General features: G+C 71.5%; 12 protein-coding genes. 9 read left to right on the forward strand and 3 right to left on the reverse strand.

The window, feature by feature from the left end; translation table 11 throughout:
• Window positions 1–107: 107 nt before the first annotated feature.
• Window positions 108–1,340, reverse strand: a complete 1,233-nt coding sequence (locus KI385_RS19820; protein WP_342593462.1) for an amidohydrolase family protein — start codon at window positions 1,338–1,340, stop codon at window positions 108–110.
• Window positions 1,341–1,592: 252 nt separating this feature from the next.
• Here KI385_RS19820 and afsR point away from each other — a divergent pair, with 252 nt between their 5' ends.
• The 5 genes from afsR (at window position 1,593) to KI385_RS19845 (ending at window position 7,734) form a co-directional block, all read left to right on the forward strand.
• Window positions 1,593–4,529: an SARP-family global regulator AfsR gene (gene afsR, locus KI385_RS19825; RefSeq protein WP_238573495.1), complete on the forward strand. Its 2,937-nt coding sequence runs from the start codon at window positions 1,593–1,595 to the stop codon at window positions 4,527–4,529.
• A gap of 227 nt (window positions 4,530–4,756) precedes the next feature.
• Complete coding sequence (locus tag KI385_RS19830) at window positions 4,757–4,945, forward strand: hypothetical protein (RefSeq protein WP_238573496.1); 189 nt, start codon at window positions 4,757–4,759, stop codon at window positions 4,943–4,945.
• Window positions 4,946–5,154: 209 nt separating this feature from the next.
• Window positions 5,155–5,331 carry a hypothetical protein gene (locus KI385_RS19835; protein WP_238573497.1) on the forward strand — a complete coding sequence of 59 codons (177 nt, stop codon included), beginning with the start codon at window positions 5,155–5,157 and terminating at the stop codon, window positions 5,329–5,331.
• 122 nt (window positions 5,332–5,453) lie between these two features.
• Window positions 5,454–7,007, forward strand: a complete 1,554-nt coding sequence (locus KI385_RS19840) for a class I adenylate-forming enzyme family protein (protein WP_238573498.1) — start codon at window positions 5,454–5,456, stop codon at window positions 7,005–7,007.
• Between the two features lie 142 nt (window positions 7,008–7,149).
• Window positions 7,150–7,734, forward strand: a complete 585-nt coding sequence (locus tag KI385_RS19845; protein WP_238573499.1) for a TIGR03086 family metal-binding protein — start codon at window positions 7,150–7,152, stop codon at window positions 7,732–7,734.
• Between the two features lie 125 nt (window positions 7,735–7,859).
• Here KI385_RS19845 and KI385_RS19850 read toward each other — a convergent pair whose 3' ends face one another.
• Window positions 7,860–9,479, reverse strand: coding sequence for a FadD3 family acyl-CoA ligase (locus KI385_RS19850; protein ID WP_238573500.1), 1,620 nt, complete (start codon window positions 9,477–9,479; stop codon window positions 7,860–7,862).
• A 105-nt stretch (window positions 9,480–9,584) separates the two neighbouring features.
• On the opposite strand from KI385_RS19850, the gene KI385_RS19855 reads away from it, so the two are divergent.
• From KI385_RS19855 to KI385_RS19865, 3 genes are read left to right on the forward strand one after another with little or no spacing between them, the layout of a single operon-like run.
• On the forward strand, window positions 9,585–10,736 hold the full coding sequence (locus KI385_RS19855) for a lipid-transfer protein (protein ID WP_238573501.1): 1,152 nt from the start codon (window positions 9,585–9,587) through the stop codon (window positions 10,734–10,736).
• Window positions 10,737–10,754: 18 nt separating this feature from the next.
• Window positions 10,755–11,225, forward strand: coding sequence for a Zn-ribbon domain-containing OB-fold protein (locus KI385_RS19860; RefSeq protein WP_238577763.1), 471 nt, complete (start codon window positions 10,755–10,757; stop codon window positions 11,223–11,225).
• Window positions 11,222–12,025, forward strand: coding sequence for an enoyl-CoA hydratase/isomerase family protein (locus KI385_RS19865; protein WP_238573502.1), 804 nt, complete (start codon window positions 11,222–11,224; stop codon window positions 12,023–12,025). The genes KI385_RS19860 and KI385_RS19865 overlap by 4 nt, the downstream gene beginning before the upstream one ends.
• A gap of 4 nt (window positions 12,026–12,029) precedes the next feature.
• Here KI385_RS19865 and KI385_RS19870 read toward each other — a convergent pair whose 3' ends face one another.
• Complete coding sequence (locus KI385_RS19870; RefSeq protein ID WP_238573503.1) at window positions 12,030–12,599, reverse strand: hypothetical protein; 570 nt, start codon at window positions 12,597–12,599, stop codon at window positions 12,030–12,032.
• A 201-nt stretch (window positions 12,600–12,800) separates the two neighbouring features.
• On the opposite strand from KI385_RS19870, the gene KI385_RS44610 reads away from it, so the two are divergent.
• Entirely contained in the window at window positions 12,801–13,742 is a 942-nt protein-coding gene (locus KI385_RS44610) for a hypothetical protein (RefSeq protein ID WP_425356934.1), read from the forward strand.
• Window positions 13,743–13,779: the final 37 nt, after the last annotated feature.

A 13,779-nucleotide genomic window follows, 5' to 3' on the forward strand; every position in this document is an offset into this window, starting at 1 on the left:
GCATTGACCTGCACATGATAAGCGGGCCGATGTCAGGGGAGGCGCGGTCACTCGACCTGCCTGTGCTTGCGGGCGGGACCCAGGGCCGTACAGCGGTGAGGACGGAACTACGCGCCCGGTGCCGACGGCCCCCAGAGCCCCTCCCCCGTCAGCCCCAGCAGTTCGATCGCGTTCCCCCGGACGATGCGCTCCACGACGTCCGGGGCCAGGTGGCCCATCTGCGCCTCGCCGACCTCTCTCGACTTCGGCCATGTCGAGTCGGAGTGCGGGTAGTCGGTCTCGTACAGCACATTGCCGACGCCGATCGCGTCCAGGTTCTTGAGGCCGAAGGCGTCGTCGAAGAAGCAGCCGTAGACGTGCTCGGTGAAGAGTTCGGACGGTGGGCGGAGGACCTTGTCGGCGACGCCGCCCCAGGCGCGGTTCTCCTCCCAGACGACGTTTGCGCGCTCCAGGATGTACGGGATCCAGCCGATCTGGCCCTCGGCGTACATGATCTTCAGATCGGGGAAGCGGTCGAACTTGCCGCTCATCAGCCAGTCGACCATCGAGAAACAGCAGTTGGCGAAGGTGATCGTGGAGCCGACGGCGGGCGGGGCGTCGGCGGAGGTCGACGGCATCTTCGACGAGGAGCCGATGTGCATGGCGATGACCGTGCCGGTCTCGTCGCAGGCGCGCAGGAACGGGTCCCAGTAATCGGTGTGGATGCTGGGCAGCCCCAGGTGCGGAGGGATCTCGCTGAAGCAGACCGCCCGTACGCCGCGGGCCGCGTTGCGCCGCACCTCGGCGGCGGCCAGCTCCGCGTCCCAGAGGGGGACGAGGGTGAGCGGGATCAGCCGGCCGCGCGCCTGCGGGCCGCACCACTCCTCCACCATCCAGTCGTTGTACGCCCGCACGCCCAGCAGGCCCAGTTCGCGGTCCTTGGCCTCGGTGAAAGTTTGGCCACAGAAACGGGGGAAGGTGGGGAAACAGAGGGCGGACTGGACGTGGTTGACGTCCATGTCGGCGAGGCGTTCGGGGACGCTGAAGGAGCCCGGGCGCATCTGCTCGTAGGTGATGCCTTCGAGTTTGATCTCGTCGCGTGAGTAGCCGACGGCGGTGTCGAGGCGGGTCAGCGGCCGGTGCAGGTCCTCGTAGACCCACCAGTCGGCTATCGGTCCGTCATCGCCCGCCGCGCCCATTTTCGGCGCGAATTTGCCGCCCACGAAGGTCATTTCCTTCAGGGGTGCGCGGACGATGCGCGGGCCGATGTCGTGGTACTTCGACGGGAGCCGGTCCCGCCAGACGTTGGGGGGCTCCACCGTGTGGTCGTCCACCGAGATGATCCTGGGGAAGGTCTCCATGCCGGACACGGTAGCGCTGATCTGACGATCCGTCAGTAATGTGGAGGGCAATGCCGCAACAGGGGGCGCACGGAAGCTCAGCCTCCGCGCCCCCGACATGCGCCGCCCCGCCCCCGCCCCCATCAGCCGGGGAGGGTTTGTGCACGGTCCGGACCCCTACTGACGGAAGCGGGCGCGACAAGGCAGACTGACCGTTGCGCACAGCGAAGGGGTGCGCACGGTGCGACAGATGGCTCAGAGCAGGGGGACACCATGGACGACGGTCCGGGGCGGGAGCGGCTCCGCTTCACCGTGCTCGGTCCCGTACGGGCCTGGCGCGGCGCAACTCCGCTGGCAGCGGGCTCTCCACAGCAGCGTGCGCTGCTCGCCGCGCTTCTGTTGCGCGGTGGACGTACCGCCACCGCGTCCGAACTCGTCGACGCCCTGTGGGGCGACGAACCCCCGCATGCCGCGCTCGCCGCGCTGCGCACCTACGCCTCCCGGCTCCGCAAGGCGCTGGGCGCCGATGCCGATGCCCTGGTCAGCGAGTCCGGCGGCTATGCCATCCGCCCGGTGGACGGCCGCCCCCTGGATCTCGACCACGACCTCGCCGAACAGCACGCCGCCGAGGCGGAGAAGGCCAAAGCCGCCGGGGACCGCGCCCGTGCCCGCGAACTCCTCGACAAGGCGCTGGCACTGTGGGACGGCGAGCCGCTGGCCAACCTCGCCGGCCCGTACGTCGAGACCCAGCGCACCCGCCTCCACGAGTGGCGCCTCTCGCTGACCGAGACCCGTATCGAACTCGTCCTGGAAGCCGGCTGCCACGCCGAGGCGGTGTCCGAGCTGACCGCGCTGACCGCCGCCCACCCGCTGCGCGAGCGGCTGCGCGAACTGCTCATGCTGGCGCTGTACCGCAGCGGACGGCAGGCCGAGGCGCTCGCCGTCTACGCCGACACCCGTCGGCTGCTCGCCGACGAACTCGGCGTCGACCCCTGCGCCTCGCTCGCCGACCTCCAGCAGCGCATTCTGCGCGCCGACCCCGATCTGGACCTGCCGCCGGTCGTCACCGACGGTCCGGACGCCGCCGACCCCGTCGTGGTCCGCCCCCAGCAACTCCCGGCCACCGTCGCCGACTTCACAGGCCGCCGCGCCTTCGTCACCGAGCTCGGCCAGCAACTCGCCACCGCCGAGGGCAGCGTGATGGCCGTCTCCGCGCTCACCGGCATCGGCGGCGTCGGCAAGACGACCCTCGCCGTCCATGTCGCGCACGCCGCCCGCGAGCACTTCCCCGACGGGCAGCTCTATGTCGACCTACAGGGCGCCGGCCACACCCCTTGCGAACCGGAGGCCGTGCTCGGCTCCTTCCTGCGCGCCCTGGGCACCCCCGACTCCGCCATCCCCGACGGCCTGGAGGAGCGCTCCGCCCTCTACCGCTCCACCCTCGCCGGACGCCGCGTACTGGCGCTGCTGGACAACGCCCGGGACGCCGCGCAGATCCGCCCGCTGCTGCCCGGCGCGGAGGGCTGCGCCGCGCTGATCACCAGCCGGGCACGGATGATCGATCTGGCCGGGGCGCATCTGATCGATCTGGATGTGATGAGCCCCGAGGAGGCCCTGGCCCTCTTCACCCGCATCGTGGGCGAGGAGCGCGTCAACTCCGAACGCCAGGCCGCCATGGCCGTCGTCGGCGCCTGCGGCTTCCTGCCGCTGGCCATCCGAATCTCCGCCTCCCGGCTGGCCGCCCGCCGTACGTGGACGGTCTCCACCCTGGCCAGCAAGCTCGCCGACGAACGCCGCCGCCTGGACGAACTCCGCGCCGGCGACCTCGCCGTCAAGGCCACCTTCGAGCTGGGCTACGGCCAGTTGGAGCCGCAGCAGGCACGCGCCTTCCGGCTGCTGGGGCTCGCCGACGGGCCGGACATCTCGCTCGCGGCCGCTGCGGCGATTCTCGATCTCCCGCTCGAACCGGCCGAGGAACTCATCGAGTCCCTCGTGGACGCCTCCCTGCTCGAATCGGCCGCGCCCGGCCGGTACCGCTTCCACGACCTGGTGCGCCTCTACGCACGCGCCTGCGCCGAGCGGGACGAACACCCGCCGTCCGAGCGGGAGGCCGCCCTGTCGCGGCTGCTGGACTTCTATCTGACGACGGCCGCGCACATGTACGCGCTGGAGCGGCCGGGCGACCGCCTCGTCGACCACATGGAGCCGACCAACTACCCGGGCCTGGAGTTCGCCGACCGCCCCGAGGCACTGAAGTGGCTCTTCGGGGAGGCACGTTGCCTGCTGGCCTGCGCTCAGCAGTCGACCACCGAGGGCACCCTGCGCCGAGCCGTCGACCTGCTGCTGCTGACGCTGGACCTCGCCGAGTCCAGCGCCGACTCACATCAGTACGAGCAGGCCAACAAGATCCTGCTGGCCGCCGCGCGGGACCTCGGCGACCAGCGCGCCGAGGCCCGGCTGCACACCTCGCTGACGAATGTGCACACCCTCGCCGGACGGCTCGACGACGCGGATGCGCACGCCCGGTCGGCCATGTTGCTGGGGCTGGCCACGGAGGACGCGTTCTCCTCCTCCAACGCGCCCAACGACCGCGGCATCATCGCCATCATCCAGCAGCGCTACGCCGACGCCGAGCCGTATCTGAGCCAGGCGCGTACCGCCTTCCGCGACGACCACAACAAGCAGTCGGAAGCCAGCGCACTGTGCAATCTGGCCCGGGTGCACCTGGAGACCGGGCGGCTGGACAGCGCCATACGCCTCGCCAAAGAGGGCATCGACATCTACCGGAAGCTCGGCGCCACCAGGCGGCTGGCCAACGGCATGTACACCCTCGGCCTGGCCTTCACCCGCGCCGGACGTCTGGACGAGGCCGCCCAGCAACTCACCGAGGCCCTGGCCATCTTCCAGGACAACCGGCAGCGCTTCTGGGAAGGCATGACCTACTTCAGGCTGGGCGAGATCGACCTCGGCGACCACCGCCCGACCCAGGCCGCCAACCACGCCGAACAGGCGCTCACGGCCCTGCGTGGCGTCGGCGGGGAGTGGTGGCGGGCCAACGCCCTGACGCTGCTGGGGCGCGCGCTCAACGCCATAGGCCACACCGGCCGTGCGCGCGTGTGCTGGCAGGAAGCCCTGCCCGTCTACGAACGTCTGGGCTCGCCGGAGGTCCGCGAGGTGCAGTCGCTGCTCGCCCTGGCCGCCGCCGCATAAGTGTGCGGGCGCGGAGCCACAGGTCAGGACGTTGGCGCCGACGTTTATCGATCGTTCATCGCGACCGGTCAGTCTCTCTAGTGCCGATCCGCCGCCTCGGGGGGCAAGCGGCTCGGTTGCTAGGCCCCACCGTTAGGGTGAGCGGCCCTGGAATGCCCGTCCGGCGACCCACGGGGGAGTCGCCGGCCGGGCCTTCTGAAAGCGCCCACACACAGGAGTTGGTCACCGTGAGCACCGAAGAGAGCAACATCCAGCCGAGCAAGAAGCCCATCATCAAGCCGATGGACAAGCACGCGCCCATCGCCGCACCCCGTATCGCCAAGAAGGCCGCCGCGAAGCCGGTCACCGCGGACGGGACCACCGCCGGCACCATGAGCGCACAGGACAAGCACGCGCCGCTCGGGGATCCGAAGTAAAGCCACGCTGAGCAGGGGGTTTCGGGGGATCGCAGGGGCCGGTTCGATGGCTGGAGGGGAGCCATCGCAACCGGTCCCTGCGGCCATTTCACGACCGCTTCGGCGTTCCGGTACACCGCACCAGTTTCGGCCAAGCGCCCGAACTGACGTCCTATCGTTACTAGTCTCTCGTGACGAGCAGCTGTTCCGCCGTCACTGAAGGAGCCACAGTGCCCCGCATCAAGCACGCCATAGCCCTGGTCGCTTTCACGGTCGCGATCGTCGGCACCGCCGCCACACCCGCGTTGGCCGACCACCATCGCCCGCAGCCCGCCGATGTCACCGCTCTCGACCGCCACGCCCCCCTCACCGGGAACCTCGGTGCGGAGGACCGCCACCGGCCGTGAGGCCATCGGCCGCAGACATACTGACGCCCCGTCAGATCCGCTGCTACAGTCGCGCCATTCGGCCCTGGTGAGGTCGCCGGGCCGGGCCACGTTCCGCCCTGCTCGCAGCCAGGAGGCGCGCCGTGTTCGAACCCGCTCGCATACAGACGCTCTGGGAACTGGTCGAGTACCGGGCGCGGGCCTCGCGCGGGGCGCCGATGTTCTTCGACGAGGACGGGCGGACCGTCACCTTCGACGAGGTACGGGACGAGGCGCTGCGGGTGGCGGCCGGGTTCCGGGAGCTGGGGATCGGAGCCGGGACCCGGGTGGCCTGGCAGTTGCCGACGCGGATCGAGACGGTGCTCGCCTCGCTCGCGCTGGCCCGGCTCGGGGCCGTGCAGACGCCGATCATCCCCCTCCACCGGGAGCGCGAAGTCGGCTTCATCCTGGCCGAGTCGGCGGCGGAATATGTGCTGGTACCGGGCACCTGGCGCGGGTTCGACCACACCGCGATGGTGCGGAAGGCGGCCGGGGACGGGGTCCGGGTGATCTCGGTGGAGGGCGGGCTGCCGACCGCCGATCCGGGCGGGGAGCCCGGGCGGGCGCCCGGCGGCGGGGACGGCGGCACCACCTGGATCTACTACACCTCCGGCACCACCTCCGCCCCCAAGGGCGTCGAGCACACCGACGCCACGCTCATCGCCGGCGGCGTCGGACTGGCCACCGCGCTCGGTATGTCCGCCGACGACATCGGCTCGATCGCCTTCCCGTACGCGCATATCGCCGGCCCGGACTATGTCATCGCCATGCTGGTCAGCGGATTTCCCGCGGTCGTACTGGACAGCTTCGAGCCGGGCCGCGCGGCCGCCGTCTACCGCCGGCGGGGCGTCACGATGGCCGGCGGCAGCACCGCCTTCTACCAGGCGTTCCTGGACGAGTCCCGCCGCTACCGCAAGGAGCTGCCGCACGCCGGGCGGCTGATCCCGTCCCTGCGGCTGCTGTCCGGCGGCGGGGCGCCGATGCCGCCGGAGCTGTATATGGCGGCCGGGCGGGAGCTGGCGTGCGCGATCGTGCACGGATACGGGATGACCGAGTGCCCGATGATCGCCATGGGCACGCCGTACGACAGCGATGAGCAGCTGTCGCGGACGGTCGGCAGGCCGGTGGCGGGCGCGCGGGTGCGGATCGTACGACCGGACGGGACCGAGGCCGGGGCCGGGGAGTCCGGAGAGGTCACGCTCAAGGGGCCGATGCTCTTCCGGCGCTACACGGATCCGGCGCTGACCACCGAGGCGTTCGACGCCGACGGCTACTTCCACACCGGTGACCTGGGACATCTGCGTCCCGACGGACATCTTGTGCTCACCGGGCGGCTCAAGGACATCATCATCCGCAAGGGCGAGAACATCTCGGCGCAGGAGATCGAGGACCTGGTGCACACCCATCCGGCGGTGGCGGAGGCGGCGGTGATCGGGCTGCCGGACCGCGCCCGTGGCGAGCGGGTGTGCGCGGTGATCACGCCCGCGGATCCGGCCGCCCCGCCGCTGACCCTGGGCCTGCTGACCGCGCATCTGCGGGCGGCCGGGCTGATGACGCAGAAGCTGCCGGAGCAGCTGGAGATCATCGACGAGCTGCCGCGCGGCGGGCCGCTGAACAAGGTGATCAAGGCGGCGCTGCGGGAGCGGTATACGGAGTAGCCGGGGGGGGCACGAGGGCGGCCGGCGGTGTGGCGATGAGTTCCGGGCGTCTGCGGCGTCTTCACTGGGAGGGCGGTACCCGGCCAGGACCGCCCCTGGTGAGGGACCGCGGCGACGGCCCCAGGACGGAAGGACCCGGATGATGAGCGAGATGATCGACTTCGCGGCGCAGACCCGGCTGGTGTCGCGGCTCGCGGCGCAGACGGCCGATGACCAGCTCGATGCACCCACACCCTGCGAGAAGTACGCCGTACGCCACCTCCTGGGGCATCTCGTCGGGCTGACGGCCGCCTTCCAGGACGTGGCGCGCAAAGAGCTCGGCCCGACGACCAACACCTCCCCCGATGCGTTCCGGCCCGAGGTGAGTCCCGGCTGGCGGGCCGAACTGGACCGGAACCTCGCGGGAATGGTGGAAGCCTGGCGCGCCCCGCAGGCATGGGAGGGGGAGACCCAGGCGGGCGGTGTTGCCCTGCCGGGCTCCGTCGCGGGCCAGGTCGCGCTCAATGAGCTGGTGCTGCACGGCTGGGACCTGGCGCGCGCCACGGGCCAGGAGTACGCGCCCGACGCGGACAGCCTCGGGGTCTCCTACGCGCTGCTCTCCGCCTGGGCCGAGGGCGGGGCGAGCGGGCCGCTGTTCGGCACCGTGGTTCCGGTGCCGGAGGACGCCCCGCTCCTCGACAAGGTGGTGGCGCTCGGCGGCCGCCGCCCGGACTGGACGGCGGTGTAGTCCCCGTCCCACCCGATAACCCACCGCCCGCCGCGTGGGGGTACCTCCCACGCCCTTCAGGCAGTGGGGGAGCAACGGCGACGAGCCACCACGGTGGGAAAGCCGACAACGTGGGAGGGCCGCCCCTAGCAAGCACCGCGCAGCGTCCTCTTGAGGACCTTGCCGCTGGCGTTGCGCGGGAGTTCGGTGACGAAGGCGACCTCCCGCGGGACCTTGTAGTTGGCCATCTCCCGGCGGGACCAGGCGATCAGGTCGTCGGCGGTGAGGTCGGAGCCGGCGCGGCGGACCGCATAGGCCTTGCCGACCTCGCCGAGGCGGGGGTCGGGTATGCCGACGACGGCGACATCGGCGATGTCCGGGTGGCGTCCGAGGAGTTGCTCTATCTCGGCGGGGTAGGCGTTGAAGCCACCGACGATGAACATGTCCTTGACGCGGTCGGTGATGCGGAGGTTGCCGGCCGCGTCGAGGACGCCCACGTCGCCGGTGCGCAGCCAGCCGTCGGGGGTGAGCGCGCGGGCCGTGCCTGCCGGGTCCTCGAAGTAGCCGGACATCACGTGGTAGCCGCGGACCAGCACCTCGCCGGGGTCACCGGGCGCCGTCGGGCAGCCGGCGGCGTCGACGATCCGGACCTCGGTGCCCGGGATGGCCCGGCCCGAGGTCGAGGCGATCACCTCGGGCCGATCGCCGCGCCGGCACATCGTGACGATGCCCGAGCTCTCCGAAAGGCCGTATGCCGTCAGGACGGTGGCGATCTTCAGTTCGCCGCGCAGCCGCTCGACCAGCGCCAGGGGGACGACGGCGGCGCCGGTGACCACCAGGCGCAGCGCGGAGAGGTCGTGCCGGTCGCGGGCGGGGTGGTCGAGGATCTGCTGGTGGAGGGTGGGCGGCCCGGGGAGTACGGAGATCCGCTCGGCGGCGATGTTGGCGAGCGCGGTCTCCACGCTGAAGACCGGCTGCGGGATCATCGTCGCGCCGCGCAGCAGACAGGCGATGACCCCGGCCTTGTAGCCGAAGGTGTGGAAGAACGGGTTGATGATGAGGTAGCGGTCGCCTTCCCGGAGGCCGGCCAGTTCGCTCCAGACGTCGTACGCGCGCAGGGTCTGCGCATGGGTGATCACGGCGCCTTTGGGGTGGCCGGTGGTGCCCGAGGTGAAGACGATGTCCGAGGGAGCGTCGGGGCGCAGCGCGTCGGCCCGGCCGTGGACGGTCCCGGCGGGTACCGCCGCGCCGCCGGCGAGGAAGTCCTGCCAGGTGACGAAGTCGGCGGGGGCGTCATCGGAGAGCACCACGACCTTCTCCAGCTGCGGCAGTCCGGGCAGCGGGCCGTGGCCGGTGCCTTCCCGGGCGGCGCGGCGAAGCGAGGCGACGTAGGACGTGCCGAGGAAGGTGCCGGTGACGAAGAGCAGCTTGGCGCGGGTGCGGCGCAGCACGTAGGCGGCTTCGGTGCCCTTGAAGCGGGTGTTGACGGGGACGAGGACGGCGCCGGCGGTGACCGCCCCGAGGGCGGCGACGATCCAGTCGAGGGTGTTGGGCGCCCATACGGCGACGCGGTCGCCGGGCGTGACCCCGGAGGCGATACAGGCGGCCGCGGCCCGCTCCACCCGCTCGCCCAGTTCGGCGTACGACACCCGGGTGCGGCCCTCGACGACGGCCTCCCGGGAGCCGTACCGGCGGGCGGCCGCGCGCACCAGATGGGGGATGGCTCCGTACTCCAGGTCCGCCCGCGCGTCCACGTCGTCGTGCATCGCACTGCCTCCCGCCAAAGACCTGACGAACACTAGCTGACTGTCCGTCAGATTAGCGGTAGCCTCCTCCGCTGTCAGCACTGGCGACCGACCACGGAGGTGGCGATGGGGGCGACCCTCAAGGACGCTACGGCGATAGCCGGCATCGGACAGACTCCCTTCGCCAAACAACTCCCCGAATCCGAGAAGACCTTGGCCTGCCGGGCGATCGTCGCGGCGCTGGGCGACGCCGGGATCGCCCCCTCGGAGGTGGACGCCTTCGCCTCCTACACCATGGAGGAGACCGACGAGGTCGAGATAGCCAAGGCCATCGGCGCCGGGGACGTCACCCACTTCTCCAAGGTCGGCTACGGCGGCGGCGGTTCCTGCGCGACGGTGGCCCATCTGGCCGCCGCCATCGCCACCGGCCAGGCCAGCGTCGGCGTCGCCTGGCGGTCCCGCAAACGCGGTTCGGGACCGCGCCCCTGGAAGAACACCCAGGTCCAGCTGCCGACCCCGGGACAGTGGACCCGCCCCTTCGGACTGCTGCGCCCCGCCGACGAGATCGCCATGCTGGCCCGCCGCTATATGCACGAATACGGCGCCACCCGCGACCACCTCTTCAACGTCGCGCTCGCCTGCCGCAACCGCGCCAACCAGAACCCGGCCGCGATCATGTACGAACGTCCGCTGACCCGCGAGATGTATATGACCGCCCGCTGGATCAGCGAACCGCTCTGCCTCTTCGACAACTGCCTGGAGACGGACGGCGCACTGGCCTGTGTCGTGGTCTCCGCCGAGCGCGCCCGTGACTGCCGCCAGCGGCCCGTCTTCGTCCACTCCGCCGCCCAGGGCCTGCCCGCCCAGCACCACGGCATGGTCAATTACTGGAACGACGACCCGCTCACCGGCCCCGCCTGGACCGCCGCCCGGCACCTGTGGAAGGCCGCCGACCTCGGGCCGCAGGACGTCGACGTGGCACAGATCTATGACGCCTTCACCCCCCTGATCCCCCTCTCGCTGGAGGGCTACGGCTTCTGTGGGCGCGGTGAGGGCGCGGCCTTCACCGAGGGCGGCGCGCTGGAGATCGGCGGCCGGCTGCCTCTCAACACCGGCGGCGGCGGTCTCTCCGAGGCGTATGTACACGGTTTCAACCTGATCACCGAGGGCGTCAAGCAGCTGCGCGGCACCAGCACCGCGCAGGTCCCCGACGCCGCCACCTGCCTGGTCACCGCGGGCGAGGGCGTGCCCACCTCGGCCCTGCTGCTGAGGAGTTGAGAGGTCTTGACCCCAAGCATGAAGGCCACCACTGACAATCGGCCGGGCAACGACGCCGACCTGCTGCTGCCCGTCGCCGACGACGACGGCGCACCGTTCTGGGAGTACACCGCCAGGGGCGAACTGCGCGTCCAGGCCTGCGCCGACTGCCAAGAGCTGCGCTTCCCGCCCCGGCCCTGCTGCCCGCACTGCCAGTCCTTCGCCGCCCGCTGGCAGAAGATGAGCGGCCGCGGCCGCATCTGGTCCTATGTGCTTCCGCACCCGCCGCTGCTGCCCGCGTACGCCGCCCTGCCCGGCTACAACGCGATCATCGTGGAGCTGGCCGAGGCACCGCGGATCCGCCTCGTCGGCAACCTCGTCGCCGCCGCCGACGCCCCCCTCAACTCCGTCGACCCGGCACGGCTGCGCATCGGCGCCCCGGTGAAGGTCGCCTTCCACGCCATGCCCACAGGCGTGACCGTACCCCGCTGGCTCCTGGAGCGGCCATGACGCTCCGCACGGAGATCAAGGACGGGGTCGCGCTGGTCACTCTCGACCGGCCCGAGCGGCACAACGCCGTGGACCTCGCCACCGCCGCCGAACTCGCCGCCACCTGGCGGGCGTTCCGCTTTGACGACGCCGTACGGGCCGCGGTGGTCACCGGCGCCGGCGGCCGGGCCTTCTGCACCGGCATCGACCGCTCCGCCGACGTCCCCCAGCCGTCCTCGCCCTACTCCCTCGACGACCCGATGCTCTCCATCGGCCCGAAGGCCAACGACCTGTGGAAGCCGGTCATCGCCGCCGTCGACGGGATGGCCTGCGGCGGCGCCTTCTACCTCCTGGGCGAGGCCGAGTTCATCGTCGCCTCCGAGAACTCCACCTTCTTCGACCCGCACACCACCTACGGGATGGTCAGCGCCTACGAGTCCATCTACATGGCGCAGCGGATGCCCTTGGGGGAGATCGCCCGGCTGTCCCTGATGGGCACGGCGGAGCGGCTGGGCGCCGCGCGCGCGTACGAGATCGGCCTGGTCTCCGAGCTGACCGCGCCCGGCGCCGCGGCCGAGGTGGCGCTGCGCCGCGCCGCCGCGGTCGCCGCTCAGCCGTCCGAGGCGGTCCAGGGCACCGTACGCGCCCTCTGGGCGGCCAAGGAGGCGGCCAGAGCGCAGGCGCTGGCGCACGCCCCGCAGCTGATCGCGCTGGGCAATCTGCCCCCGGACCGCCAGGCCGAGCTGTTCGCCGCCCGGAAGCAAGGCAGCGATGGGAGCCGGGGCGGGGACGCTCGGGGAGGTCGACCCCCCGTGAGGTGACCCGTCACATACGGGTCTTGTGCGCCCGTGTGATCTGGCAGGTGTACCAGAACTGCCCGATGGAGGACTGGTTGACGGTGTACTTCGCGGTGTAGGTCTCGGTGTCGCCGGGGCCCACGATGATGCTGCGCTCGTGCAGCCCGTACGCCTTGCCGTCGGCCGGCTTCGCCTTCATCCAGTTGACGGCCATGTCGTAGGAGAAGGAGTCGGTCGTGGAGGGGTTGGTGATGGAGACCGTGTACGTGAACTGGCGCAGCGAATTGGAGAAGTCGCAGTTCCTGCCGCTCACATCGGAGCGCCCGTCGGGGTCGAAGGTCTCCATCGTCGGCGACGGCGAGTAGGTGGGCTCGTACGTCGGGGTGGAGCCGTACGACGGCGTCGGGTCGTTCGGGTTGTACCCGCCGGTGGAGGTGGGGCTCGGGAAGTAGGTCGGTACCTGGACACGGGGCCGGGTGAAGGCACAGCCGCCGACCGTGGCGACCGTGGCCACCGCCAGTCCGGCCGCGACCACGGCCCTGGTCCCCGTGCGGGCGCCTTCGCGGGTGCCCATGCCCGTGCGCGTGTGCTGCTTCATTTGTCTGCCCGTCCCCCGTGAAATCCTTTGAGCCGCGCCACCCCTAAGGGTTGACGCGTGCACGGCACCCTAGCAAGACCCGGTGACGGCCCGTAGGGGCCCCGGTAACGCGTGCGGGCGTACTTGTCTAGCGAGTGCACAGGGGCAGGCGTAGCGTCGGTCACGGAGGACGACAGGACGACCCGAAGCGAGGCGACGCCCGTGGTGCGCAACGTTCTCGGGTCGCTGATCGCCCTCGTCGGAGCGACGGCCGCCGTCTGGAGCCCCTTCCGTCCCTGGTACGACGGCCGTCACGGCAGCGACGTCCGGATCGAGGACCTCTTCAACGGCATCACGGCCAACGGCGCCGCGCTCTTCGGCTCCGTCCTTCTGCCCATGGCGTTCGCCGCACTGCTGACCCTGATCGGTGTCGCGCTGCGCTCCCGGACGCTGGTCGCCCTCGCCGGCCTGGTGGTACTCGGCTTCACCATCCTGTGGATGGTCCGCCAGGGGCAGGCCGCGAGCGAGCTGACGGCCGGCGCCCGCGGCCTGGGGGTCGGCGTCGCCAACGCCCTGGGCGGCGGCGCGTTGATGCTGCTCGGCGCCCTGATCATGCGGGGCCGCGGCCGCCGGGTGTACGACCGCGGATACGAGGACGGTTACGGCCACGGATACGACCGGCGCTACGACGAGCGGCCCTACGACGACCGGCAGTACGACGACGGGTCCTACGGCCACTACCGGCCCGACGACCGCTACGACGCGCGTACGCCCTATCCCCCGGCGGTGCCCGAGCCATGGGACGCGGGCCGCCCCGGGGCCGAGGAGTGGTACCCGGAGCCGTACGCCACCGGCGAGGACGACACCCCCACCACTCCGCTGCCGGTCACCCCGCCGCCACCGACCCAGCAGCAACCACAACCACCGCAGCCACAGCGGCCGCAACAGCCGGCGCCGACCAGGCCGGCCTATCGGCGGCAGCCCCCCACGCCCCCGGTGGAGTGGGGCAAGGAGTATCGGCAGCCGCGCCCCCACAAGCCCACACAGCCTCAGCAGCCCCAGCCGTCCCGGACGCAACAGGCACCGGAGACACAGCAGACGCCGGAGAAACAACAGGCTCCGGAGGCGCAAGAACCCGAACAGCCCCCGGAGGACCGGCAGTAGACCGGAGGACCGGCAGTAGACGGCCGGCTCACGGCCC

This window comes from Streptomyces inhibens (assembly GCF_022221585.1).
Lineage (GTDB): Bacteria > Actinomycetota > Actinomycetes > Streptomycetales > Streptomycetaceae > Streptomyces > Streptomyces inhibens.